Here is a 25,692-nt window from a genome sequence, read left to right on the forward strand (position 1 = left end):
GGCGCGGGCGGCCGCGGCGGCGGCGTCCCGTACCGCGGCGGCGGCGGCGCGGGCGCAGCAGGCGGCCGCGGCGGCGCGCAAGGCGGCCGCGGACGCGGCGACGAACGAGGCGGCGGCCGACCAGGCACGCCAGAAGGCAGAAGAGGCGAGCCGCATCGCCCTCGAGGCGCGGCACAAGCTCGTGCTTTTCGTGGCGGTGCGGCTCGCGATCGACGCCGGGATGTACGCGGTCGACCAGGCCAACGCCGCCGCGGCCAACGCGGAGGCGGCGGCCACGGCAAACGACAACGCGATCCAGGCCGCGAACGCGGCGGGCGCCGGCGCGTCCGAGGCGGTGGCGGCGGCGAATCGCGCCCGAGCCGCGGCGACCCAGGCCAGGCGCGCGGCCCAGGCGGCCGAGCGGTACCTCAACGTGGCGCGGCAAGCCGCGGACGCGGCGCAGGACGCGGCCAACCGCGCGGTGGCGAACGCTGAAGCCGCGGCGCGGGCGGCGATAGAGGCGGCCGAGCACGCGGGTGAGGCGGCGGAGGCGGCCAACCGGGCGACGGAGCACGCCAAGGCCGCGACCGAGGCGGCGATCGCCGCGGTCGACGCGGCAAACCAGGCGTCCACTGTGTACGAGGCGGCCCGCCGGGCGGACGCCGAGCGGCTCGCCGTCGCCAAGGACCAAGGCATCGAGGCGTCGCGGGCCGCCAAGGCCCAGTACGACGCGCTGGAACAGGCCGCCGACTGGGATGTCGAGGAGGCCGCCAAACGCGACACGCAGACCAACCAACTGCTCGCCCTCGCCCAGAACCCGGCGACGCCGCAAGCGGACGCGGTCAAGGCCGGCCGGACGGCCGCGCTCAACCTGACCAAGGCGCAGGGCCCGCACACCCGGGAAGCCGCGCTCGCCGCCCTCGCGGCCAGCGACGACGAGGTCCTCGTCTTCGCCCGTACCGGGGTGGCCCGAGCCAACGGCCTGGACGACCGCGCCGCGGTGATGAGGATCGCGGTCACCGAGAACGCCGCCCTGGCCACCGCCGCGCAGGCCGCGCTGGAGGGCACCGACGCCCAGGTGCGCCAGTTCCTGCGGACGCAGGAGTATCCCGGCCGGTACGCACAGGACCGGATCAAGGTCAACCAGATCCTGTCCACGGCGCGGGCCAACGGCGACACGGTGACGGCCCAGCGGGCCCAGGCCGCGCTCGACGCCGGCACCCTCCAGGCGCTGCGCGACTTCCTGGACACCGGGCGGTTCGACGCGGAGGCCGTCGGTGAGCGGGTGCGGGTCAACCAGATCCTCGCCGCCGCGGACAGCGGCCCCGAGGTCAAGGCGGCGGCTCAGGTCGCGCTGGACGGGCCGCCGAGCTACCTGCGCGACTTCCTCAGCACCGACCGGTACGTGGCCGCGGAGCGCGACAACGAGGCCGCCGCTCACCTGGCCAACGTCGGTGGGCTGCTGGAGAAGATCCACGAGGTCGCCACGACCGCCACCACGAACGCCTTGCAGGCGCAGGAGGTGGCGGCGAAGGCCCGCGGTGACGCCGAGCAGGCGATCGAGTACGCGAAGCAGGCGACCGAGTCGGCGACCCGGGCCGGCGAGTACGCAGAGCAGGCGCAGGCGTACGCGGACGATGCCAAACGGTCGGTGGAAAAGGCGGCCGCCGCGGTCGCCACCGCCCGCGCGGCCGCCACCCGGGCCGACACCTCGGCCCGCAGCGCGATCCGCTCCGCCACGTGGGCGATCGTGTCGCACGGTAACGCCGTGCAGGCCGCTCAGGAGGCGAACGCCGCCGCGAAGGCCGCCTACGACTCGGCGATGGAGGCGCATGGGGACGCCGAGGCCGCGGCGGCGGCAGCGAAGGCCGCGTTCGACCGGGGCATGTACAACCACCAGGGCAACATCACGAAGTGCATGAAGGACTTCGGTCCCGGCACGATCGGGGAGGCTCTGGAGAAGCTCTATACGGGGCAGGCGGGCCAGGCGATCGAGGCCTGCGTCCGCAACGCCATCGGTGATCCCGACGAACTCGCCAAGCGGGCGTACCAAAACAGCGCGACGTGCGTGTACCTCTATGACGAGGGCAGCCAGGGCTACGACAACTGCATCGGGGCTGTCCTCGACCCGATGTTCGAGGCCGGGCAGAAGATGGCGCTGTTCGTGGCGGCGATCCAGGCCATGACCGCCCTGTTCACTCCGCTCGCGGTGGGTGCCCTCGTCGGATGCATGCTGACCGTCTGCGGCCTCGTGGCCGGGACGTTGCTGACGATCGGCGAGGTTGGGCTCAACTTCGTCAATCTCTTCAACGGCGACCAGTCGCTGGGGCAGACCATACTCAACCTCGGCCAGATGGCTCTCGAGGCGTTGCTGCTCAACGGAGTCGGCAAGCTGCTGTCCGTCGGCTTCCAGAGCATCAAGGCGCTCTACCAGTCCAAGAAAGGCGCCGACGCCGCACTTACCGGGCTGACGAACTCGAACCTCACCCGAATGTTCGGCCTCGAGATCGGCTCCTGCTTACGCCCGCGTAACCTCGCCCGCGAAGCCGGATGTTGGTTCACCTACGTTGGCAACGCGACATTTGTCAGCCCGGGGGGCCTCTCCTACACGACGTACGGCGACGGGGGCCAGCTGCACCGGCTCATGCACGTGCTGGACCACATGCAGCCGGACCCCACCAAAACAATGCACTCGGTATTCGTGCTGCGGCCGGGCGAAAACGTCTTCGAAATGATCGATTCCGCGTGGGTCAGGCGGGCGGACGACGACGCTTACTTCATCGAGATACAAGCCAATGGCCGCAAGGTCTGGTGCATCCCGATGGGCCGGGTCGTCGGCACGCACGGGGAGAAACACCTTTGGATCACGACCGAGGAAGAGATCATTGGTATCCCGGATCTGGTCACCGCATTCCCCAGGCTGAACACGGACAACAAGTGTAAGAACTGAAGGCACGTAAGCCGGAGGGCGTCGGGCGGGTATGCCCGGCGCCCTCATCGGCGGTCCAGAATCCTTCACACGGCGCGGTGGACCGTCTGGCAAGCGCTTCCTCGACGGAGGATCAAGCCTTCGACGAGCCAGAGCTTCCCAGATCGGAAGGCACTCCTGCCTTGCGGACGTCCGCCAGCAGCTTGGCGAACACCGCGTCGGTCACCCAGGCGTCGCCGGTACGGTCGGCGGCACCCAGCCAATCGCCGACGTCCCACATCTCCCGGCAGGCGGCCAGTACGGGGAAGCCGGCCACCTCGCTCTGGCTCAGCGGACGGACCTGCTGGTAGCCGGCGAGGACCGCCGCCCAGCGTTCGCGGTCCGCCTCCGGCGCGTCCGGCCCGCGGTAGAGAGCGACAAGGTCGTACGCGCGTAACCCGAACCCGCAGTGGTCGAAGTCGAACGTCACGAACCGTCCGTCGCCGTCGATGTTGGCGTTGCCCAGGTGCAGGTCCGCGTGGATGATTCCGTACGCGCCGTCGATCGCTCGGAGCCGCTGGATCTCGCCGGTCAGCCAATCGCCGAGCTTGCCGAGCTCGGCGAGGTGCGCCGCGGCCCGGCCCGAGCCGGCGTAGGGAGCCAGGCTGGCCAGCGGCCGTTCGACGAGGATGCGTTCGTCGAGGTGGTAGCGGTCGTGGCTGGTGACGAAGGCGTCCATCGCCAAGTGCATCCGGGCGATGCCGGAGCCGAACTCGCGCCACTGCTCGGCGGTCAGCGTGCCTTCGTGCAAGGGCGCTCCAGGCGCGTGGGTGAACAGGGCGAAGCACCGTTCGCCTTCGGGCGCCATCAGCCGGCCGAGCCGGTCGCCGGCAGCCCGCGGGTACGGACGGATGACACCCAGCCCGGACGCGGCCAGGTGATCGAGCAGGTCGAGCTCGAAGCGGAGGTCGGATTCCGAACGGATCCAGTACTTCTCCCGGTTGTAGACCCGCAGCACGCGGCGACCACCCTCGACGTCGGTGACGAGGTAGGAGTCGTTGAAGCCGCGGTTGAGCAAGCTCACCTTGACGGGCGCGGCGATGGCATACTCCCGTTTCACGAGCTGGGCGAGGTCACCAGCGTGTAGGAGCGAGTGGGTCACGCGCATATCGAGTGAGCCTATAAGCGGACCAGGTGGCCGCGCTGCTTCGGCGCGGCCGGTCACAGGATGCCGTCGTCGACCTGTTCCAGGATGACGGACCACCACTCGTGCTTGACCGCGGGTCGGTCGATTTCCTTCAACGCCTTCTTGAGCTGCTTTACCCGGGCATCGCGGTTGTCCGGCGGGACAGCGGCGGGCTTTATCTTGCCGCGGGCACGGCTGCCGCGCGCCGGCGAGTACGACCACACCGCGCCGGAGTCGTCGACCCCGATCAGCTCGGTGGTGGGTTCCCATACGTAGCCGACGACCGACAGCCGGCCGTCCTCCACAGTGACCTCGGAAGGCATCACCGTAGCGTCCAGAACTACACCCAGAGTGGCGGCGTGCGACGTGTTCACGCCGCCGAGGCTAGTGGCTGCGCTCCACCGCCGGCCAACCAGGCCGACGGGTCACTCGGCTCCGCAGACGGCGTCGTCCATCAGCTGGAAGCTGCGGGCCAGCACCGCACCGGCGGCGGCCTCGTCGGCCAGCTTTGTGGTCATGTACACCACCGCGGCCCGGCTCCCGTCGGCGGTGACCGCGTTGACCACGACGGTGCCGGGCAAGTCGCCTGGGTGTGCCCAGTACCCGCCGCACCGGTTGGGGGCCCAGAAGATGCCCAGCCCGTACCGGAGTCCGGGGTACAAGCCCTGGAACGTCTCGGCCAGGACGGTGTCGTGCATCTGCGTCATCTGCTGTGGGCGCAGCAGCTGGCCGCGCTGCAACGCTTGCCAGAACCTGGTCAGGTCCGTCGTGGTGCTCACCAGACCGCCGGCGGCTCCGCCGTAGCTGGCGTTCAGCACGGTGGTGTCCACCAGCGGGTCGCCAGGGACGAACTGATGGTAACCCCTCGCATGCGGTCGGGGTAGGTGGGATCGGCCGTCCACATAGGATGTGTGCCGCAAACGCAGCGGGTTGATGATTCGCGACTGCACGGCCTGCGGCCATGGCCGTCCGGTCACCTTCTCGATGAGCATGCCGGCCAAGATGTAGTTGGTGTTCGAGTAGGCCCAGTGTGTACCCGGTGCGAACACCGGTTCGTGTCGCATCGCCAGCGCCACGAGGTCCGCGGCGGTGACGCGGTCGAGCCGATGCTGGCGGTAGCCGTCGGCGGAGCCGAACGCGGGCAGGTCCTCGAGGTAGTCGGGAATCCCGCTGGTCTGCTGGAGAAGCTGCCGGACACTGATCCTGCTGCCGTCGTTGCCGTTGCCGGACACTACACCGGGCAGCCAGCGCTCGACCGGGTCGGTCAGGGCCAGCCGGCCCTCACCCACCAGCTGGAGCACGACGACCGCCACGAACGTCTTGGTGTTACTGCCGATCCGGAAGTAGCCGTCGGGCGGCATCGGCGCGCCGGTCCGCCGGTCCGCGACGCCGCTGCGTGCCCGCGTGACGCGGTCGCCGGTCTGTACCAGCCCCTGCGTCCCGACGACACCCAGGTCGCGTAAGTCGTCGAGACCGGCCTGTAGTTGGTGCCGGTCGGCCACCGGCGCGGCCCGCGCCACGGCCGGGATCTGGGCCGCGAATGTGGCGCCGCCGGCAACAGCCACGATTGCTACGAACGCGGCAAGCTGTGCTTTCATCTTGTTCCTCCATCTCTTGACTGCGGAGGAACTCACCGTAAGAAAACGATCAATGTATCGACCATCCGGCTGGCCCGCGAATAAGAGGTGAGGCTAACCCCCCGGCCACCGCACTAGCTGATGCCCAGGACGGGCAGGCATTCCTTGACGCCGGTCAGCTCGATGTCGTCCCGGCGGACCCGCTCCCACGCATCCCGGGTGAGCCGCCACCGCTGGATCCGGGCGGGCTCGCCGCGGCGGGTGTCCCAGTCCGTGCCGTTCGGCTCGTAGCCCAGGGACCGGGAAACGCGGTTGGACGCTTCGTTGTCGACGAAGGCGTCGCTGCCGGCTTCGCGTGCGCCCAGCCCGGCGAAGGCCAGATGCAGGATCGCCGCCCGCATCTCCTTTCCGAGCCCTTGCCCGCGGCTGCCGGGGGCCAGCCACGAGAAGCTGGACACGGTGCCGAACCGCGTGAAGTTCGTGCCGATGAGGTCCTGCATGCCGACCGGTTCGCCGTCGACGAGCACGGCGAAGTACAGCCGCCACGAGTCCGGGGTCACCCGGGCGCGGCCGGCCCAGATCCCGCGCAGCCATTGCCATTCGCGTTCGGGGTTGTCGGCGTACAACGACATCGGGTCGTCGAACGGCCACGGCTCGGCGTCGGCGACCCCGGCCCGCACGAGCGGCACGAGACGTTCCAGCAGCGCGTCGGAGGCGCCGGCCAGTGCCAGGCGCGGCGTGCGGACTTCGACGTTCAGCGGGGGATAGGTGTGTGGCACACCTCGGACGGTAGCCAGCCCGCCCGGCCGCCGCACCCGGTTTCCCTAGCGGCCACCTACGCGGCCGGGCCGGCCGGCTGGTACCAGCATCGCATTCCACTGTGTACGGTCGCGTGTAGATGTGCGCCGATGACTGGGTCGACGCGGTTTATCTGCGCGACCGCGCGCCGGATCGCCCGGCCCACCGCCAGCCGGGCCCGCTCCTCGTCGTTCGCGAAAGAGCGTCGTCGTCCGGCCAGACCGGTGCCGGCGCTCAGCTGCGCGAGTACCCAATCCCGCTCCTGCTCCATGGCGGCGACGGCCTCGGCGTCCCCGCGGCGCCCAGCCACGTCGATGGCCTCGGTGAGCTCGGCCACCCGTTGCCGGTAGCTGCGCACGGCGGTCTCGTCGAGCAGTTCCTGGGCCGGGCCCGCATCGGTCGCGGCGGCACGGCCGAGTGCTTCCACACCCGCCGCCAGCTCGATCGACCGGATCTCCGCACCCGGGTTGGCCGTGAGCACGGCCAGGTGCAGCATGCCGACCATGTGGTCGACCGTGACCGACCGGACGCCAAGCTCCACCCGCCACCGCCGGCCCTGCCGCACACAGGTGACCGCGTGGGCGGTGGCGGCGGACTCGTTCTGCGGCGCCAACTCGCCGGCGGCGGCGCGCTGTGCCGCCGCGGCCGCGGCGTCGTCGGGACCGCCGCGGCGGTCCAGGGCCTCGGCGAAGCGGAGCCGCGAGTTGCGTACCGCCGGCCAATGCCCGAGCGCCAGGTTTCGGTGCACCGCCTCGCGTAGGTGCCCGATCGCCCGGTCCACGTGTCCGGTCGTCAACGCGGCCACACCGAGGGCGTGCTCCACCGAGCCGAAGCAGGCCACCCCGAGGCTGGCCATCATCGGCAGGTGGGCGAACGGGAGCAGCAGGCCGTAGACCCGCGCGGCGGCGTGCCGGTTGTCCAGCAGGTAGGCGGCCTCGACGATGCCGTACATCGTGACCAGCCAGCTGGACGAGCGCGGCAGCCGGTCCAGGCCGGGCCCGCGCAGCGACGCCAGCGCGTTTTCCGCCGCACGCCGGTCACCGGCCAAGGCCGAGGCGACCGCGACGGCACCGAACAGGGAGTTGTCGATCGCGCTCAGCGTGGGCGCGCTGGCCGTCGCGCCGAGCATCGGCAGCAGCTCCGGGAGCCGGCCCTGATACCAGTGGATCGCCACGAGCTGTGCCGCGTACCAGCCCTCGGCGTCCGCGTCACCGGCCTTGTTGCCCAGCTCGTAACAGTGCTGGGCCAACTGTTCCGCGTCCTCGAAACGGCCCGCGCGGATGGCGAGCATGACGTCCATGGCGCCGACCACGAACTCGGCGGCCAGGTACGGGCCCTCGGCCAGTTGGGCCCGCAGCTCGGACAGCCGCCGCCCGGCGTGCCGATCGCCGCTCAGCAGCATGTCGACGACCTGCCAGAGCAGGCTCATCACCACCGGGCCGCGTTGACCCGTCCGGGCCGCCTCACCGATCAGCTCGTCGGCGATACGACGGCGTAGGTGCTCGTGCTCCGGAGCGAGCAGGCAGTGGTGCGCGATGCTCAGCGCCTCGATGCGGGCGCCGGCATCGGTCGAGGCCCGCGCCTCGTCGAGCAACGCGAGGATCGTGTCCGACCGGCCGGCGCGGTAGTCGGCCTCGCCGGCCGCCCGCACGCGCAGGCGCAGCTCCAGATCCTCGTCGCCCTGCTGGCCGAGGCCAGCCATGGCGATCAACGTGTTCACGTACGCCGACCGGGCCTCGAAGGGGCCGCGGCGACGGCCGTCCGGTGCTCATGCACCCACAGCCCGCCGTACCCGACAACGGCTCGCGCCATGACAGCGACATCGCCCGCACGCTCCACTCGCACAATGACTGCGCGGACCCACGCGACAGCGCCTCGTGCGCGCCGAGAACCATCCCATCCAATCCCCACACCTTGCGTACGACCGGGTCGGTGAGCGGGTTCACCCGCGTCGCCGCCGTGAGCCCGGATCCGGTCGCGACCACTTTGTACAGCGGTCTGGCCGACCTGCCGGCGTTCGTCCCCGACGGCGGCCCCGAGCCGCCGGCCGTTGCCGCCTCCTCGCGGAGGCGGCCGGTAGCCAAGGGAGCGGGCGGCGTTGTGGGGGAGGCATCGCCACCCGCTCCCCGGCCTGTGGGGTTGCGGTGGCAGGCTAGGGGGCGACCCGGAAGGTCGCGTCCTGTCGATCGCTGGCGCTGGAGCTGGCGCTGAGCGGGTCGATGCGCAGCAGGTAGTTGGAGTGGCGCAGGTAGCGGTCCGGGAAGTTGTAGGAACGGAACGACGACCACGCCGCGTCCGCCAGCCCGGCGACCCGGTAGAACGTCGCGTCCGCGCGGAATGTGGCGGTGCTGTCGTCGACGTCCAGCCGGATCGCGTAGTCGCTGTGCCGCAGGTACCGGGTGGGGACGTTGACCGACTGGAACGACACGCCCGCGGAGTCCGCCAGGCCCGGCACCATCCGCCACAGCTGGTCCTGATGCGGGTCGAACGGGTACGCGTCGATCCGACCGACGTTGTTGGCGTGCCGCACGTACCGGTCGGGGAAGTTCGACGACTTCAGCCGCGTCCAGTTGGGCAGCCCCCACCGGGACACGAGGGCGCTGTACTCGGTGGAGCTGATCCCGACGATCGAGCCGTGCTTGGCGTTCAACGGCGGTGTGTACGTGCGCTGGTTCAACACCGTCCACGAGTTGCCGCCCACATTGGAGCTCGACCAGGCGTAGAAGTCGTTGTTGACCGGGCTGAACGAGTCGCCCCACAGCCGCCAGCCGTTGCCCTCGTTGTTCTTGACCAGCAGCGGTGCTTCCATCGCGTTGCCCTGCCGCAGCCCGCTGGTGTACGTGGTGTAGCTGTTCGGCGCGCCGGTGCTCGAGCGCGCGCCGTAGATCAGGCCGTTGGAGAGGTTCTTGTAGTACATGTAGTACGTGGCGCCGTCGACCACGATGTCGCTGTCCAGCACCGGGAAGCCGGGGCTGAAGTAGACCTGGTTGGTCGAGACGGTGCGAAAGTCCGACGTGTAGTTCACCATGAACACGTCGGTGCCGTTGTTGGCGGAGTAGACGATGCCGTACTGGCCACGGGCGGCGTCCCAGAAGGCGGTCGGCGCCCACGTGTGCGTGTTCAGGCCGTGCATCCGGATCCGGCGGTAGCCGGTGAAGCTGGTCAGGTTCGTCGAGTCCCACACGTGCAGGTACTGGTTGTTCTGGCCGAAATCGGTGCCGTTGAGGTCGGTGGCCAGCACCACGAAGGTGCCGTCCTGCTTGCGCAGGATGAAGGGGTCACGCAGCCCGAGCGTGCCCGCGGTCGGGGTGGCCACCGGGTTGTTCTGGTTGAGGGGCGACCAGTTCAGGCCGTCCTGGCTGACCGCCAAGTGCAGCCCGTAGTTGGCGCCGGACATGTTGGGCGTCTCCGTGAAGTACGCGAACACGTACGCCGTGTTCGCCGCCGACACGGCCTGTGGCGCGGTCACCACCACCGCCGCGGTGACCGCCGTCGACAAGGTTGCGAGCAGTGCGAACGCTCTTCGGCCCAGGAGCACGATGGCGACCTCATTCCTCTAGTGATCCGGTCGGGCATTCGTCGTGGCGGGCGCGGGGCGCAGCTGTCCTACACTTCGGCACCGCTGTGCTTGTTAGCGTTAACAGATCTTCGGAGGGAACCGGAGGCCGTTGAAGTGTGGGATTCGCCGCGGGTCCAAAGGGTTCGCGGCGAGCGGTGGGGCTGACGCCATCGCCTGCGACGCGCCGGTCGAGGCCGCGTCACCTGAAAATGTTAGCGATAACAACCGGCCTGTCAAGCCCTCGACAAACGTCAATCCAACCTGCGCCGCGCCGACGTGGTGGTAGCCCCGACGGGGACCGGGGCTACCACGTCATCGGTGATGCCTATGGGCAGTTGTGGATGTCGCTTCTTGCCTGGGAGACCACCACGTCGGCGACTCCAGGAGCACTGACCCGCATCGCGGCGACCCGCAGGCCGGCCGATGCTCCGTCGACCGCGCTCTGCTCGTTGAGCGTGATCGTCAGTACGCCCACGGTGATCACCGTGTTCGGACGGACTGCCACGACCGGCTGCGTGACGCCGCCGATGCTCAGCGAGCCGATGGTCGCCGACCCGGAGGCGCTCGCGGTGAACGCACCGGTCTGGCAGTTCGTCTGCGACGTCGCCCGCAGGTTCGTCGCGCGGATGACCGGCAGGCCGGGCAGTCCGACGGTCAGGTCAGCGGTCGTCGTCGTAGCCGAGGAGGCGCCGTCACCGGTGGTGACGCGGGCGCTGATCCCCGTGGCGACCACCGGTCCGGTGGGTACCGTCGCCACTGTCCGCTCGGTGGTGGACCGCGACGCGGTAGACACCTCACCGGTGTCGCCCACCAGCGTCGGCGGCAGGATCGCCAGCCTCGTCGACAAGCCGGTGGCCCGACCGGTGTAGAACAACAACTTCGCGGACGCCGAGGCCGTCGACGACCGGTAGAAGTTGTCGCCGGCGAAGGCCACCTGGATCGGTGCGCCGGTCGCACCCGCCGGCTGTGCCACGTTCGGGATCGTGCAGGTGACGACCCCGGCACCGGTGGTCGTGCCGCCGCACTGCTGCGCCGACGAGCCGGCGCCCAACGTGAACGTGACGGTCCGACCGCCGATCGGGCCACCGCCCTGCTCGGCCAGTGTCGCGCGGAGCGTGGCCGGGAAGTCGTTGGCTACGTTGACCGGACCGGTGTAGGTCAGCACCGTGGCGCGTTTCTCCACGGTGACCGATCCGGCCACTGTGGACGGTAGGAACTGCCCGTCGCCAGCGAAGGTGAGCGTGACCGGTACGGTGCCGGGCACCTGCTCGACCGAGCCGATCTGGCACTGTGCCACGCCGTTGGCGTCGGTCGTGCCGGTGCAGCTCTGCGCGGCCGCACCCGTGCCGAGCGCGAAGGCGACCGCCCGCCCGGCGACCGGCGTGCCCGGTCCGGACGTCAGCGTCCCGCGCAACGTGATCGGCGCGTGGTACGTGGCCGACGCGGGCCCGTCAAAGCGCAGCGACGTGCCCTGCTTCCAGGTCAACGCACCGCTCAACGGCGACCTGGACCAGCCGACTCCGATGTAGTAGGTCTCGCCGGCGGCCGCCGGGAAGGTCACGCTCGATCCGAACGCGACCCGGTTTCCGGCAACGACACTGCCGCGATAGACCGACACGTTGGCGCGGTCGTGGCTGAACCCGACAACGCCAGCCGTCGCCGTCCAGCGGTACCAGGCGGTCGCCTGCGCGGAGTCGGCGCCTTCCGCCGGATCGCCGGTTCCCGCCCGCTCGGTGGTGCTCTGCGAGCCGGTCGCACCGCTGATGGGCACGGCTCCGGCGGGCAGGTCGTTGAGCGGGTAGTCGGGAAGGGTCTGTACACAGACCCGGCCGGTGTCGCCCGCCGTACGGGTGCCGACCCCGATGAGGTAGACCCGTTCCGACGGCTCGTTGCCCGCGGTCGTCCACGCGTGCAGGCTCTGCGGTGTTCCCTGCGCGTCGTCGTTGCCCGTTGTCCACCGGGTCATCAGATCGTGCTGGAGGGTGTCCCCGGTCGAGTGGAAGACGCCGACGACTGTGTTCGCCGTGCTTCCGGCGGTGGAGACGACAACCCGGGTGGACGCCGGCGGCGGGTCGTAAATCCACCACGAGGTGTGCTGCGGCGCGATCCCGGGGATCAGCTGCTGCTCGCCGGGATTGGTCGAGCGTTCCGACGCGTCGACACACACCCGGCTGTCGGTGATCGGTGCGCCGGTCCACGGACTTTCGGTCCGCGAGGTCGGACCCGAGTCGAGAACGCTGAGCAGCCAGTCACGACCCGGCCCGCTGCCCACCATCGCGTACGTACCGGTGCCACACCCCGCGGGCGCCTTGGACAACGCCCCGGCGACCACAAAGCCGCGAGCCGTCCGCACCAGCGCCGGGCTGCCGCTGTCGCCCGGGCAGACTCCACCGTTGGCGAAGCTGGCGACCAGCACGCCACCACTGGACGACACGGTGCCGGTCGTGGTCTGGAGGGTGTCGGTCGGTGGTCCACCGGCCGTGGTGATGCCCCAGCCCACGGCCGTCATCGGGTCGGCCGGGCCGTCCCACGCCGCCGATTCGCCAGGGTCGGCCAACGGCACCGGCGCGGTCGCCACCGGGGTGGCCAGCCGGATCACCGCGAGGTCGAGGATCGGGTCGGAACCCGGCTGCCCGGGCCACGCGGGATGGCGGCGCGCGCCGGCCACCGCCACGGGTGTCGCGTTGGCCGTCGTGGTGCCGCCGAGCGCGACGTTCATGTTGTACGGGCGCAGCGCGTCGACGCAGTGCCCGGCGGTCAACACCCACTCCGGCCGGATCAGCGCACCACTGCACACGAGGCCACCGGTGGTGACCCGGGCGATGAAGGGAAACTGGCCGGCGGTGGCGTTGGAGCCGCCCCCGATCGCACCGGCCGGCTGAGCGAAGCCCGTCAGGCCGGACAGGACGAGCGCCAGCACAATGAGCAAGCGCCAAGCCAGTCGCGGTCGCGGGCTACTGCGGGCCCGCGGCGCGGACCTTCGTCGTACGGATTGAGAACGCACGGGACCTCCTTCGAACGGCGATAACGACGTACGAAGTGTTCGAAGTGGACCGGCGTACTTGACGGATCCGTACACGACTGGCCAGGATCTGTCGCCCTTGCGACACTCCCGGCGTTGGCGAATCCCTTACCCGACCGGGATGCCGACCGGGTCGCGGAGGGCGGCGAGGCTGGCCCGCGCCTCGTGGGTCTCGGACAGGCCGAGGTCGGTGAGGATGGCCAGCGCCTGCCCGTGGTGCCGCTCGGCCGAGGCCGTGTCTCCCGCCGCGCACCGCAGGTGGGCGAGGCCGGTCAGGGCACGGGCCCGCAGGTACCGGTCGCCGCCGTGGTCGGCGAGCGCGAGCCCGGCCTGGTAGTGCGCCGCGGCCTCGCCGGGATCGCCGGCCGCGCGCAGCGTGTCCGCCAGGTCGATGAGCGCGGTGCACTCCAGGTCGACGTCGCCGAGCTCGTGGCCGACGGCGGCAGCCTGTCGCAGGTGGGCGGCGGCCTCGCCGTACCGGCCCCACCGGTAGTACAGCAGCCCGAGGCCGTGCATCGCCTCGCCCTGGCCGACCCGGTTGCCGGTCTCCGAGTAGATCGGCAGCGCCTCCTGGTGCTGGTGGAGCGCCTCGTCGAACCGTCCCAACGCCGAGTTGACGTTGCCGAGGTTGGTCAGCGCGACCGCGACGCCCACCCGGTTGCCCAGCTCGCGGCAGATGGCCAGGGACCGCTGGTACTGCGCGAAGGCCTGCGCGTGGTCGCCCATTCGTTCCAGTGTGGAGCCCAGGTTGTTGAGGGCCCGGCTCGCGCCGACCTGGTCGTCGATGGCCCGGCTGGTGGCCAGGGCCAGCAGGTGGTGGTCGAGGGCGTCGCGGTACCGGCCCATCCGGCGGAAGACGGTGCCCAGGCGGTACAGCGCCGCGCCTTCGCCCGCGCGGTCGCCGTTTCCGCGCCAGCAGGCCAGGGCCGCGGCGAGGTGCTCGCGCGCGTCGTCGAGCCGTCCGGACCGCCAGCAAAGGGTGCCAAGCCCGTACCGCGCGGTGGCCGCCACCGCCTGGTCACCGAGCTCCTGGGCCAGGGCCAGGGCCCGTTCGTAGTGGGCCGAGGCAAGTCCATAGTGGCCCATGAGGCGACGGATGCCGCCCAGCCGGTTTCGCGCGGCGGCCTCACCCACCCGGTCCCCGCCGGCACAGGCCGCCTGGTAGGCCAGGTCGTGCAGGGTCAGCGCGTCCGCGTAGTGCGCACGCACCTCGAGGTAGCCGGCCAGGACGGCCGAGAACTGAGAGGCGTACCCGCCGTCGGCGACGGCGAGCAGGTTCGAGCGTTCGGTGTCCAGCCAGGACCGGGCCTCGTCGCTGCTGGCGAACGGCTGGGCCGGCGGCCGCGCCACGCCGGTCGGGAAGGCGACCCGCACCGCCGCCGTCGCGGTGCGCAGGTAGTGATCGGACAGCCGGTCCAGCGCCGCGCGCCGGTCAGCCTCCGGACGGCTGGCCGCCCGCTCCGCCGCGTACGCCCGCAGCAGGTCGTGCATGCCGAACCGGCCAGCGGTGTACTCACCGACCAGGTGGGCGCGGACCAGCGCGTCGATTCGCGCGCGGGCTTCCGCCACGCCGGTGTCCAGCAGCGCCGCGGCGGCGTCGACCCCGACGTCCTGGCCCGGATGTAGACCGAGGAGCTGGAACGCCCGCATCGCGGCCGGGTCGAGATACCGGCAGGACCAGGAGAACACGGACCGCACGGCGGTGTAGCCGTCCTCGCCGGCGGCCAGCAGATCGAGCCTGCGCGACTCGTCGCCGAGCTCACCGACCAGCGCGGCGAGCGGCACCGCCGGACGGGACACGGCCAGCTCCGCGGCGATCCGCAGCGCGAGCGGGAGCCGCGCGCAGCGCGAGGCCAGCGCCACCGCGGCCGCCGGCTCCGCCTCCACGCGGGCACCGATGAGGGTGCGCAGCAGCGCGACCGCCTCGTCCCGCGGCAGCAGGTCGAGATTGACCCGCTCCGCCCCGTGCCGGGCCACCAAGGCGGGCAGGCTGGCCCGGCTGGTGACCACGACAAGGCAGGACCCGGTGCCGGGAAGCAGATCGCGCACCTGGTCGACCGAGTGCACGTTGTCCAGCAGGATCAGCATCCGCCGGCCGGACGCGAGAGTCCGGTACCGAGCGGCGCGTTCCGCCACGTCGTGCGGCATCGCCGCATCCTCGACACCGAGCGCGCGGAGCAGCACCCCGAGCGCCTCGGCCGCCCGCATCGGCCGCTCCGGGTCGTAACCGCGGAGGTTGACGTAGAGCTGGCCGTCTGGAAAGCGGTCGGCCACCCGGTGCGCCCAGTGCACCGCGAGCGCGGTCTTGCCGACACCCGCCGTCCCGCACACCGCCGAGACGACCACCGCGGTGCGCGGCCGGTCCAGCAAGCCGTCCAGGTGAGCGAGCTGGTCCGCCCGGCCGGTAAAGGCGGCGACGTCGCCGGGCAGCTCGCGCGGCGGCACGGGTCGCCTGGTCGGCTCGGGTACGAGCGGGTCGGCGCGGACGCGTTGCCCGTCGTCCGGTGCCGCGCTGGCGGCCAGCCACAGCTGGTGGAAACGCTCGGTGTCACCGCCGAGCGCCTCGACGATCAGCTCCAGCAGCCCCCACCGCGGCGGCCGTGGACCCGAGAACGCCGCCGACACGGTCGTGTGGCTGCACCCGACCTCTTTCGCCATGTCGCGCAGGCTCGGCCACCCGGCCTCATGGTGCAGGTCGTGCAGCTCGTCGAACAGATCGCGGGCCGGGCCGTCGGGCAGGTCCGGCCTAGGCAGCGAACCCATGGCGACCTCCAGATCAGGTGCGCTGACTGTACGGTTGTACGCCCGAAATGACACGATAAGAGTCGGCATCCGGTCACTGCGCAAACCAAGACAGACGCACTTTGACGCGGGAGGGGTCAACCGATCGGTGTGCAGAGGCCCAGCGCGGAGCGTGCCCCGTGGTAGGCGGGCTTGCGGGCACCGGCGGAGTCGAACAGCAGCGGGGTCAGGCCGGCGCGCCACGAGTCGCTGTCGCGTACGCCCCAGACCGTGATGCCGGCGCAGCGCGGCACCGCGAGACAGGCGCTGACGACGCGCCGGTACGCCTCGGCCTGTGCCGTTCCCGAGCCCCCGATGTCGAGTTCGGTGATCTCCACGTCCACGCCGAGGGCCGCGAAGGCCGAGATGGTCTGCTGGTAGGCGGCGGGAATGGCGGTGGTGCCGATGAAGTGGCTCTCCAACCCGACGCAGTCGATCGGCACTCCGCGGGTCTTGAAGTCGCGGATCAGGTTGTAGACGGCCTGCGTCTTGGCGAGGTTGATGTCCTCGATGTTGAAGTCGTTGTAGCACAGTCGGGCGGCGGGGTCGGCCGCCCTGGCGACGCGGAACGCCTCCTCGATGTAGGCCGGTCCGAGGCGGTTCGCGAACACCGATTGCCGGACGGCACCGTTGTCGGCGAACGCCTCGCTGACCACGTCCCAGGTCCTGACCTGGCCGCGAAAGTGGCTCACGGTGGCAGTGACGTGGCTGTGCAGCGCCGCTCGCGCGTCGTCGGCGGTGCCGAGCCGGGTCACCCAGGCGACGGTGTTGGCGTTCGGCGACACGAGTCCTCGACCCCGGACGCTGGCGCCCTGTGACCGGGCGTAGTCCACCACCCGGTCGGCGACGGTGAAGACGAACTGGTTACGAGCGGGCTCCACCGCATCCCATTCCAGCGCGTTTTCCGGTGTGACCGAGTTGAACTCCTGGTCGAGGATCCGGGTGTAGGCCGTGTCGGTGAGCTTGGCTGGCTGGACGGCGGCGCCGAAGTAGCGACCACGGGTGGCGGCGGCATCACCGAGGCCGGTCGCCGCGCTGGCCACGCCGGGGACCGCCGTCACGCCGGTCAGGGTCAGCGCCCCGACGGCGGCGGAGAGGAGTAAGCGATGCCACCGTCTTGCCCTGCCGCTGGATGGCCCGTTCACCATGGTTCCTCCTCGGTGGCCCAGCGCGGCAACACTTAGATGCCCATCAATGTACGGCATCGGCGGCCCGTGGATCGACAGACCTGGCTTGCCTGTAGCTCGGCGAGCCGGGTGGACGCCGGCATTATCGCTACGCGGGCGGCGGGTCGGGCGACTTCCGGCGTTTCCGGAGTCGTGACCCGGCGTGTCGGCCCAGCATGGTCTTATGGCCGGCATACCGCGCCCGGCAGCGATCCGCCCACCGGTACGGAGCGTCGTAAGTCCCGCGCCCCGGGACGAGTGGCGGGCCGCCTGGGCGGCGAGCACCGAGGCCACGGTCTTCCACCTGCCGGAGTGGCTCGACGCGATCTGTGCGGCGGACGGGCTGGAGGACGCCAGCCGGCTCTACGAGACCGTCGACGGAGCGCGGATCGTCGTGCCGCTGGTGCGCCGCCGTGCGCTGGGCCCGCTGCGGCGGCGTACCTCGTGGTCGCTGCCGCGCGAGTGGGCCGGTGCGTTCGGGACCACGCCGTTGGCGGCACAGGATGTGGCGGCGGTGCTGCCGGACCTGCTCGCGGCGTCGCGCAGGCTGGTCATCTCGCCCGGTCCGATGACGACCGTGGCCTGGGACCGGGTCAGCGCGCGCCGGCGGGTCCGGCACGACGTACACCTCGTGGATCTGCGCGGCGGATACGCGGCGCTGCACGCGAGCCTCGGCCAGGGCACCCGTTACAAGATCCGGAAGGCGGAGAAGGACGGCGTCGAGGTGCGGTGGGCGCCGGGCCCCGAGCAGTTGGGCACGTACTGGGAGCTCTACCTGCGGTGGGCGGCGCAGCGGGCGAAGGAGCGCGGCATCCCGACGGCCCTGGCCGTCGCCGCGGCCAAGCGACGCGACTCGTACCGGCGCTTCGAGACGATCGCCCGCCTTCTCGGTGACCGCTGGCAGATCGCGGTGGCCCGGATCGGCGGGGAACCGGCGGCGGCGGTGATCGCGCTGGTCGGCCACCATCACGCACACTACTGGCGCGCGACGAGCGACAAGGACCTCGTCCGGGCCCGGAACCGGTACCTCAACTACCTGCTCCTGGCGCGCACGCTGGAGCGCGCCGCGGACGCCGGTTGCGGGTATGTCCACATGGGACAATCCGGGGGTGTGGTGTCGCTTGAGCAGTTCAAGGAGCACTTCCGGGCGGAGCCGTCCTCGTTCGACGAACTGTGCTTCGAGCCCCGAGTCGTCACCGCGGCGGTGCGCGTGCGCGATCGCCTGTCGAGCGGGGGCCAGGCCGCGGTGCTGCGTGCCGTCAAGGCCTTGCACGCCTGAGACCGGCTGGGTCCGTCGAACGTGCCCTCCGTGACCGCCCCAACCGACGTGGATCGTTTTAGCAAAGAGCGATTCGATTCCGAAAATTTTGCGTAACATCTTGACGAGGGTCACTGTCATCGTTCAAAGTCCTTGTGCGGGCCATCGTCATCGGCCGACAACTTTGTATATCGCTGTCCGGGTCAAGTGGGCACCGTCTGTTAACGCTAACAGTCAGGCTCCTCGATCCGCCTAGCCCGTGGATAACGGAGGAGCAGGGATGCCGGTTGGGTCTTCCACACGATGGCGTCGCGGCTGGCGAGCGGGGCTCGCCGGCGCAGCGGCGGCGGTGGTCGTGGGTGGCGCTCTTGTCGCGGTCGCCGCGTCGTCGGCGTCAGCGGCCACAGTGGACACCAGCGCCTGGTACGTGCTGGTGAATCGCAACAGTGGCAAGGCACTGGACGTGTACAACTTCGCCACCAACGACGGTGCGCGGATCACGCAGTGGACACGTAGCAGTGGAAACAACCAGCAGTGGCAGTTCGTGGACTCCGGTGGAGGTTACTACCGGCTGAAGTCGCGGCACTCGGGCAAGGTGCTCGACGTCTACAACCTCTCCACCGCCGACGGAGCCGCGATCGTGCAGTGGGCCGACGGCAACGGCCAGAACCAGCAGTTTCGGCTGGCCGACTCGGCCGGCGGCTATGTGCGGCTGATCGGCCGGCAGAGCGGCAAAGCCGTCGAGGTGCAGAACGCGTCGACGGCGGACGGGGCGAACATCGTGCAGTACACCGACTGGGGTGGCAACAACCAGCAGTGGCAGCTCGTGCAGGTCGGCGGCAGCACACCCACTCCCACCACGCCGCCGCCGAGCACCGGTCAGTTCACCAATCCGGTGGTGTGGCAGGACTTCGCCGACGGCGACATCATCCGGGTCGGCGACGCGTACTACTACTCGGCCTCGACGATGCACTACTCGCCGGGCGCGCCGATCCTGCGCTCGTACGACCTGGTCAACTGGGAGTACGCCGGGCACTCGGTGCCGCGGCTGGACTTCGAGTCCTCGGCCTACGACATGAGCGGCGGCCGGGCCTACGTCAAGGGCATCTGGGCGTCCACGCTCAACTATCGCGCCAGCAACAGCACCTACTACTGGCTGGGCTGCATCGAGTTCAACCGCTCCTATGTGTACACGGCGGCGGCGGTCGACGGCACTTGGACCAAGCGGGCCCGGCTGCCCTGCTACTACGACGCCGGCCTGCTGTTCGACACGAACGACACCCCGTACGTCGCGTACGGCAACGGAACGATCAGCGTGGCGCAGCTCTCGCCGGATCTGACCAGCCAGGTGCGGGCGCAGACGGTGTACCAGACCCCGTCCAACATCGGCACCCTCGAGGGCGCCCGGATGTACAAGCGTGGCAACTACTACTACATCTGGCTCACCCGACCGGCCAACGGACAGTACGTGCTGCGCTCGTCCAGCCCGTGGGGCCCGTACGAGCAGCGGCAGGTGCTGCTCGACCTGCCCGGCCCCATCAGCGGAGGCGGCGTGCCGCACCAGGGCGGGATCGTGCAGACCCAGAACGGCGACTGGTACTACATGGCCTTCACCGACGCCTACCCCGGCGGCCGCATGCCGACCCTGGCGCCGCTGAACTGGTCGTCGGACGGCTGGCCGAGCGTGCAGACGGTCAACGGCCGCTGGGCGGTCAACTACCCCAAGCCCAACATCACGACCTCGATGACCGTGGCGCCGATGACCGGACCGGACACCTTCACGGGCCCCACTCTGGGACACCGGTGGGAGTGGAACCACAACCCGGACACCAGCCGGTTCACCGTCGCCAACGGCCTGCGCCTTCAGACCGCCACCGTGACCAACGACCTGTACAACGCCCGGAACACGGTCACGCATCGGATCCAGGGGCCGAGCTCGACGGCCACGATCGAGCTGGACTACTCGACGATGGCCAACGGCGACCGGGCCGGCCTGGCGATGCTGCGGGACTCGTCGGCGTGGATCGGTGTGCGGCGGGACAACGGCGCCTACCGGGTGTCGATGACCAACGGGCTGACCATGAACTCCAGCTGGGCCACCACCGGCACCGGCAGCGAACAGGCCTCCGCGAGCATCTCCGGCGGCCGGATCTGGCTGCGCGCCAGCGCGGACATCAGGCCCGGCTCCGGCCGTCAGGCCACGTTCTCGTACAGCACCGACGGCACCACCTTCACGGCCCTCGGGCCGGCGTTCACGCTCAACAACGCGTGGCAGTTCTTCATGGGTTACCGGTTCGGCGTCTTCAACTACGCCACGTCGGCGTTGGGCGGCGCGGTGACCGTGCGCCGCTTCGACCTCACCACCCCCTGACCCTGTCCGTCAGGTCCGGACGCCGGCACCGGCGTCCGGACCTGACACGAGCCTTGGAGTTCTCATGCCTTCCCAGCCTCTGAGCCGGCGCCGCCTGATGCAGGCCGCCGCGGGCGGTGCCCTCGTGTCGGCGACCGGAGCCGAGCTCCTCGGCCCGCGTGCGGCGTCGGCCGCCGAGCTCCCGCCGGCACGCGCGGACCTCGGTGTCTCGGCGTACTCGTTTCCGCTGGGCCAGGTGCGGCTCACCGCCGGCCGGTTCATGGACAACCAGACCCGCACGCTCAACTACCTGCGGTTCGTCGACGTCGACCGGTTGCTCTACAACTTCCGCGCCAACCACCGGCTCTCCACGAACGGCGCGGCGTCCAACGGAGGCTGGGACAGCCCGACCTTCCCGTTCCGCACACACATGCAGGGGCATTTCCTGACCGCGTGGGCCCAGGCGTGGGCGGTGCTGGGCGACACCACGTGCCGTGACAAGGCCAACTACATGGTCGCCGAGATGGCCAAGTGCCAGGCCAACAACGGCGCCGCCGGGTTCGGCGCCGGTTACCTGTCCGGCTTCCCGGAGTCCGAGTTCGCCGCGCTGGAGGCACGCACGCTCAGCAACGGCAACGTGCCCTACTACTGCATCCACAAGACGCTCGCCGGACTGCTCGACGCGTGGCGGTACATCGGAAACACACAGGCCCGCACCGTGCTGCTGGCGCTCGCCGGATGGGTGGACACGCGTACCTCGCGGCTGTCCGCCAGCCAGATGCAGGCCATGCTGGGCACCGAGTTCGGCGGCATGAACGCCGTGCTGACCGACATCTACCAGCAGACCGGCGACGGCCGCTGGCTGACGACCGCGCAACGGTTCGACCACGCCGCGGTGTTCAACCCGCTCGCGTCCAATCAGGACCAGCTCAACGGGCTGCACGCCAACACGCAGGTGCCCAAGTGGATCGGCGCCGCCCGCGAGTACAAGGCCACCGGCACCACCCGCTACCGCGACATCGCCACCAACGCCTGGAACATCACCGTCAACGCGCACACGTACGCGATCGGGGGCAACAGCCAGGCCGAGCACTTCCGGGCGCCCAACGCGATCGCCGGTTACCTCAACACCGACACGTGCGAGCAGTGCAACACGTACAACATGTTGAAGCTGACCCGCGAGCTGTGGCTGATCGACCCGAACCGGGCGGCCTACTTCGACTACTACGAGCGAGCGCTGCTCAACCACCTCATCGGCGCGCAGAACCCCGCCGACAGCCGCGGCCACATCACCTACTTCACGCCACTCAACCCGGGTGGCCGCCGCGGCGTCGGCCCGGCGTGGGGCGGTGGCACGTGGAGCACCGACTACAACTCGTTCTGGTGCTGCCAGGGCACCGGCGTCGAGGTCAACACGAGGCTGATGGACTCCATCTACTTCTACGAGGGCACCACCCTCACCGTTAACCTGTTCGTGCCGTCGGTGCTGGACTGGTCGCAGCGGGGCATCACCGTCACGCAGAGCACCACGTACCCGGTCGCCGACACCACGACGCTCACGCTCGCCGGCACGATGAGCGGCTCGTGGAGCGTCCGGATCCGGATCCCCGCGTGGACCAGCGGCGCGACGATCAGCGTCAACGGCCAGGCACAGAGCGTCTCGACGACGCCGGGCAGCTACGCGACCGTCACCCGGACCTGGGCGGCGGGTGACACGATCACCGTACGCCTGCCCATGCGGGTCATCATGCAGGCAGCCAACGACAACACCAACGTCCAGGCGATCACGTACGGCCCGGCGGTGCTGTGCGGCAACTACGGCAACACGTCGCTCAGCGCGCTGCCCTCGCTGAACACCTCGACGATCACCCGGACCAGCACCACCGCGCTCGCGTTCACGGCGACGGCCAACGGCGCGACCGTGAACATCGGCCCGTTCCACGACGCGCACGGCTTCAACTACACCGTGTACTGGAACACCGGATCGGGCGGGGGCACCGGCGGCACGTACAAGCTGACCAACGCCGCCACCGGTCTGGTCCTGGGCGTGCAGAACATGTCCACAGCGGACGGTGGCCTGGCCGTCATGTGGGGCGACACCGGCACCGCCGACCACAACTGGGTGATGGTGACCGACGGCAACGCGGTCAGGTTCCGCAACGCCCACAGCGGCAAGGTGCTGGGCGTGGAGAACATGTCGACCGCCGACAACGCGCGCGTGCTCCAGTGGGCGGACAACGGCACCGCCGACCACCGCTGGACGCTGGTCGACAACGGCGACGGCACGTACAAGATCCGCAACGCCAACAGCGGCAAGCTCCTCGGCGTCCTCAACGGCGGCACCGCCTGGGGCACGCAAGCCGTCCAGGACCCCGACAACGGCAGCGCCGACAACCGCTGGCGCCTCGTCCGCGTCAACTAGACAGCATTCGGAGTCGGGGTAGCTTCGGCCTCTGGATGCCTATTTGGACAGAGATGTGAGCTACCGCGATGTCCGTCGTGGTCCAGACCGCTGCTCCCGCGGCCTCACTCGTCCGCCGCTGGTCGCGCTCACCCCGGCGGCTGCGCCGGGCCTTACGGCCCCGGCTGGGTAGGTGCGGGCGGGGGTGCCTTTGCTCTGCTTCCCTGGAGTGGCCACCCCTATTCGGCCCGCCGCCAGCAGGGGAGGCCGTCGGGTGTGGACGCATTGCTGCGTGCAGCTCGATCGCCTTCCCGACAGATCGGCCCACAGCCGGCCCGCGAAGGCCTCCAGTCGTGCCCAAGAGATCGTGGTATTCCAGACCCCCATAGGGGGTCTCAAGTACCACGATCTCCTCACCAGGGCTTGCCGCGCGAGCGTGGCAGCGGAGGCCGGGGGTTTCGGCGAGCGCTGCGAGCCGCCGGCCGCAGCGGTCTCCGGCGGGAGCGGCGGTCCGCCGCTGACGCGAATCCGGGAAACCTGTTTCGAGCAGACCCTGACTCCGAAAGGTCGCTAGATCTCGGAGTCCTGTCCGAGTGCTGGTGACGCTGTGTCAGGGGCGCGGAGGTCAAATCTCAGTCGCCGAGTCGGACGAGCTTGACGCCGAAGTCGGTGGCGAGCTGACGGAGTGCGGTGCGCTCGCCGAAGAAGTAGAAGTTTCTCAGTTCGAGGTTTCCGGGGTCGCAGCCTTCGCTCTCGTCGACGTCGATGCTGTCCCACACCCGTGGTGGCGCGTTCAGGTCGTCGATGTACTGGGTGAAGGCCATCAGGTCGAGGTACTCGCCCCGCAGCTCGACCGGCCACGAGCACGGCTTGTCGTTGCACCGGAACTCGAGACGCGGCCCGGACCCGTCGTCCTGGCCCATCTCGACGTCGGTGATGGTGATCAGGCCGCCGGTGCACTGCGCGGCTTCCTCGAGAAGTGAGCCGTACGCGTCAGCCTCGTAGCCGGGCGTCACGTCGTCGTCGGTGCCGACCTGAAACCCGATGCCGGCTTCTTCGAGGATCTCGGCCAGCGCCTCGGGCAGCGAGTCATAGCCGTCCAGCAACGACTGATCCAGGTCGTCGCGGTGCCCGGAACTCGTCATCGCGTCCGCGGAGTCAGGGCTGGTGAGCCCGAGCTGGACGATCCGGTCGACTGCTTCGCGAACAGTCCACGCGGCGGCTACTGGCGTCAACGGATCCCCCTTGGTTAGCAACCATCCATAACGACCGCGCCACGATAGCAATCAGGACCGGAGCGCGACGGCCCGTAGGGCGATGTCGATGGAGGCGTGGAGGTCTTCGCGGCTCGCGCCGGCGGCGGCGTGGACGGCGTGGCCCTCGCTGAGTGCCATCACGAATCGTGCCAGCGCCCGGACGTCCATCCCCGGCGGGAGGTCTCCCTCCTTCGCCGCGCGGGACAGTCGTTCTTCGAGGGCGGACTCGGTGGCGGCCCGGCCGGTGGCGAGGATCTCCGAGATGTGGGTGTTTTCCGGCGAGCAGGCCAGGCCTCCCTGGATGGACAGGCAGCCGGCGGGGTGGTCGTCGGCGGTGAGGGCGTCGGCACTGGAGCGGAGAAAGGCTTCTATGGCGGCGCGCGCGGTGGGTTGTGCGAGTGCGGCGCGGGCACTGGCCACCTGGGTCGCGTGATAGCGGGCGAAGGCGCGCTGAAACAGCTGCTCCTTGCTTCCGAACGTGGCGTACAGGCTCGGCCGGTTGATGCCCATCGCGCTGGTGAGGGCGCTCAGCGAAGCCCCCTCGTAGCCGTAGCGCCAGAAGACCTCGGCGGCGCGGCCGAGGACCGTCTCCTCGTCGAAAGCCCGGGGTCGTCCGGTGGTCGGCCTATCGGTGCTCATGCGCTTAGCCTACCGCTCGGTACAAAACGTGACTCGCCTCACCAACCGATCGGTACAAAAGTGGGCTAGCGTGGCCGGCATGACCGTCACACTGATCACCGGCGCGAACAAGGGCATCGGTTTCGAGACCGCCAAACAGCTTCTCGAACTGGGCCACACCGTCTACATAGGCGCACGCGACGCCGAGCGGGGCGAGAAGGCCGCGGCGGCGCTCGGCTCACGATTCGTGCGGCTCGACGTGACCGACGACGCGTCCGTGAGCGAAGCGCTGGCGACGATCGACGCAGCCGAGGGTCGACTCGACGTCCTGGTGAACAACGCGGGCATCCTCGGAGCCGGAGGCGTCGACGGACCAACGGCCCTGCGCGTGTTCGACACCAACGTGGTCGGGATCGTCCGGGTCACGGAGGCAGCCCTGCCCCTGCTGCGAAAGTCCTCGAACCCCACGGTGGTCACCCTGTCGAGCAGCATGGGATCTTTCTGGGCCGTGACCAATCCCGACCGGCCGGAGTTCAACCTGCCGCTCGCGCTCTATGCGGCGTCCAAGTCGGCGGCCACCATGCTCACCGTCCAGTACGCCAAGTCCGAGCCGGGCGTTAAGTTCAACGCACTCGAGCCCGGCACCACCGCCACCGACATGACCGCCGCCTTCGGCGTCGGAAGGCCAGCGGTGGAAAGCGCCAAGACCGTCGTACGCCTGGCGACGCTCGACGCGGACGGCCCGACCGGGACCTTCACCGACGAGTTCGGCCACCTGAGTTGGTAGGTGTACCGGACCGCCGAGGTCGGTCCCGGAAGAAGTCAACCGATTG

At 70.2% G+C, this 25,692-nt stretch carries 16 protein-coding genes; 5 read left to right on the forward strand and 11 right to left on the reverse strand.

Annotation, left to right across the window (positions count from 1 at the left end):
- The coding region (locus ACTMTJ_RS20205) for an ALF repeat-containing protein (RefSeq protein ID WP_441218780.1) at positions 1-2,929 on the forward strand (2,929 nt) is incomplete at its 5' end.
- Between the two features lie 112 nt (positions 2,930-3,041).
- Here ACTMTJ_RS20205 and ACTMTJ_RS20210 read toward each other — a convergent pair.
- The 9 genes from ACTMTJ_RS20210 to ACTMTJ_RS20250 all read right to left on the reverse strand — a co-directional run bounded on the left by ACTMTJ_RS20210 (position 3,042) and on the right by ACTMTJ_RS20250 (position 16,871).
- The gene (locus tag ACTMTJ_RS20210; RefSeq protein WP_441218782.1) at positions 3,042-4,055 is read right to left on the reverse strand and encodes a phosphotransferase enzyme family protein; all 1,014 of its coding nucleotides are present in this window, start codon (positions 4,053-4,055) and stop codon (positions 3,042-3,044) included.
- Between the two features lie 53 nt (positions 4,056-4,108).
- A complete protein-coding gene (locus ACTMTJ_RS20215) occupies positions 4,109-4,396 on the reverse strand; it encodes a hypothetical protein (protein WP_441218784.1) in 288 nt (95 codons plus the stop codon).
- Between the two features lie 102 nt (positions 4,397-4,498).
- Entirely contained in the window at positions 4,499-5,671 is a 1,173-nt protein-coding gene (locus ACTMTJ_RS20220) for a serine hydrolase domain-containing protein (RefSeq protein WP_441218786.1), read from the reverse strand.
- A 113-nt stretch (positions 5,672-5,784) separates the two neighbouring features.
- The gene (locus tag ACTMTJ_RS20225; protein WP_441218788.1) at positions 5,785-6,429 is read right to left on the reverse strand and encodes a GNAT family N-acetyltransferase; all 645 of its coding nucleotides are present in this window, start codon (positions 6,427-6,429) and stop codon (positions 5,785-5,787) included.
- Positions 6,430-6,485: 56 nt separating this feature from the next.
- Positions 6,486-8,150, reverse strand: a complete 1,665-nt coding sequence (locus ACTMTJ_RS20230; RefSeq protein WP_441218790.1) for a hypothetical protein — start codon at positions 8,148-8,150, stop codon at positions 6,486-6,488.
- A gap of 450 nt (positions 8,151-8,600) precedes the next feature.
- On the reverse strand, positions 8,601-9,986 hold the full coding sequence (locus ACTMTJ_RS20235; RefSeq protein WP_441218791.1) for a glycoside hydrolase family 43 protein: 1,386 nt from the start codon (positions 9,984-9,986) through the stop codon (positions 8,601-8,603).
- Between the two features lie 346 nt (positions 9,987-10,332).
- On the reverse strand, positions 10,333-12,927 hold the full coding sequence (locus ACTMTJ_RS20240; protein ID WP_441219283.1) for a choice-of-anchor P family protein: 2,595 nt from the start codon (positions 12,925-12,927) through the stop codon (positions 10,333-10,335).
- 210 nt (positions 12,928-13,137) lie between these two features.
- Positions 13,138-15,792, reverse strand: coding sequence for an ATP-binding protein (locus ACTMTJ_RS20245; RefSeq protein WP_441218793.1), 2,655 nt, complete (start codon positions 15,790-15,792; stop codon positions 13,138-13,140).
- Between the two features lie 116 nt (positions 15,793-15,908).
- Complete coding sequence (locus ACTMTJ_RS20250) at positions 15,909-16,871, reverse strand: endo-1,4-beta-xylanase (RefSeq protein WP_441218795.1); 963 nt, start codon at positions 16,869-16,871, stop codon at positions 15,909-15,911.
- 289 nt (positions 16,872-17,160) lie between these two features.
- Between ACTMTJ_RS20250 and ACTMTJ_RS20255 the strand changes: the two genes are divergently transcribed.
- The 3 genes from ACTMTJ_RS20255 to ACTMTJ_RS20265 all read left to right on the forward strand — a co-directional run bounded on the left by ACTMTJ_RS20255 (position 17,161) and on the right by ACTMTJ_RS20265 (position 23,006).
- Positions 17,161-18,255, forward strand: coding sequence for a GNAT family N-acetyltransferase (locus ACTMTJ_RS20255; RefSeq protein ID WP_441218797.1), 1,095 nt, complete (start codon positions 17,161-17,163; stop codon positions 18,253-18,255).
- A gap of 259 nt (positions 18,256-18,514) precedes the next feature.
- The gene (locus ACTMTJ_RS20260) at positions 18,515-20,605 is read left to right on the forward strand and encodes a family 43 glycosylhydrolase (RefSeq protein WP_441218799.1); all 2,091 of its coding nucleotides are present in this window, start codon (positions 18,515-18,517) and stop codon (positions 20,603-20,605) included.
- A gap of 64 nt (positions 20,606-20,669) precedes the next feature.
- Positions 20,670-23,006: a beta-L-arabinofuranosidase domain-containing protein gene (locus tag ACTMTJ_RS20265; RefSeq protein WP_441218801.1), complete on the forward strand. Its 2,337-nt coding sequence runs from the start codon at positions 20,670-20,672 to the stop codon at positions 23,004-23,006.
- 611 nt (positions 23,007-23,617) lie between these two features.
- On the opposite strand, the gene ACTMTJ_RS20270 is transcribed toward ACTMTJ_RS20265, so the two are convergent.
- Both ACTMTJ_RS20270 and ACTMTJ_RS20275 read right to left on the reverse strand, forming a co-directional pair.
- Positions 23,618-24,220, reverse strand: a complete 603-nt coding sequence (locus ACTMTJ_RS20270; RefSeq protein ID WP_441218803.1) for a hypothetical protein — start codon at positions 24,218-24,220, stop codon at positions 23,618-23,620.
- Positions 24,221-24,271: 51 nt separating this feature from the next.
- The gene (locus ACTMTJ_RS20275; RefSeq protein WP_441218805.1) at positions 24,272-24,880 is read right to left on the reverse strand and encodes a TetR/AcrR family transcriptional regulator; all 609 of its coding nucleotides are present in this window, start codon (positions 24,878-24,880) and stop codon (positions 24,272-24,274) included.
- Positions 24,881-24,959: 79 nt separating this feature from the next.
- On the opposite strand from ACTMTJ_RS20275, the gene ACTMTJ_RS20280 reads away from it, so the two are divergent.
- Complete coding sequence (locus tag ACTMTJ_RS20280) at positions 24,960-25,646, forward strand: SDR family NAD(P)-dependent oxidoreductase (RefSeq protein WP_441218807.1); 687 nt, start codon at positions 24,960-24,962, stop codon at positions 25,644-25,646.
- The last annotated feature ends 46 nt before the right edge of the window (positions 25,647-25,692 follow it).

The organism is Phytohabitans sp. LJ34, assembly GCF_052068095.1.
Taxonomy (GTDB): Bacteria; Actinomycetota; Actinomycetes; order Mycobacteriales; family Micromonosporaceae; genus Phytohabitans.

Coding starts and splice junctions, on each gene's coding strand:
- ACTMTJ_RS20210 (WP_441218782.1), bottom strand. CDS start 4,055: ATGCGCGTGACCCACTCGCTCCTACACGCTGGTGACCTCGCCCAGCTC.
- ACTMTJ_RS20215 (WP_441218784.1), bottom strand. CDS start 4,396: ATGCCTTCCGAGGTCACTGTGGAGGACGGCCGGCTGTCGGTCGTCGGC.
- ACTMTJ_RS20220 (WP_441218786.1), bottom strand. CDS start 5,671: ATGAAAGCACAGCTTGCCGCGTTCGTAGCAATCGTGGCTGTTGCCGGC.
- ACTMTJ_RS20230 (WP_441218790.1), bottom strand. CDS start 8,150: ATGGCTGGCCTCGGCCAGCAGGGCGACGAGGATCTGGAGCTGCGCCTG.
- ACTMTJ_RS20245 (WP_441218793.1), bottom strand. CDS start 15,792: ATGGGTTCGCTGCCTAGGCCGGACCTGCCCGACGGCCCGGCCCGCGAT.
- ACTMTJ_RS20255 (WP_441218797.1), top strand. CDS start 17,161: ATGGCCGGCATACCGCGCCCGGCAGCGATCCGCCCACCGGTACGGAGC.
- ACTMTJ_RS20260 (WP_441218799.1), top strand. CDS start 18,515: ATGCCGGTTGGGTCTTCCACACGATGGCGTCGCGGCTGGCGAGCGGGG.
- ACTMTJ_RS20265 (WP_441218801.1), top strand. CDS start 20,670: ATGCCTTCCCAGCCTCTGAGCCGGCGCCGCCTGATGCAGGCCGCCGCG.
- ACTMTJ_RS20275 (WP_441218805.1), bottom strand. CDS start 24,880: ATGAGCACCGATAGGCCGACCACCGGACGACCCCGGGCTTTCGACGAG.
- ACTMTJ_RS20280 (WP_441218807.1), top strand. CDS start 24,960: ATGACCGTCACACTGATCACCGGCGCGAACAAGGGCATCGGTTTCGAG.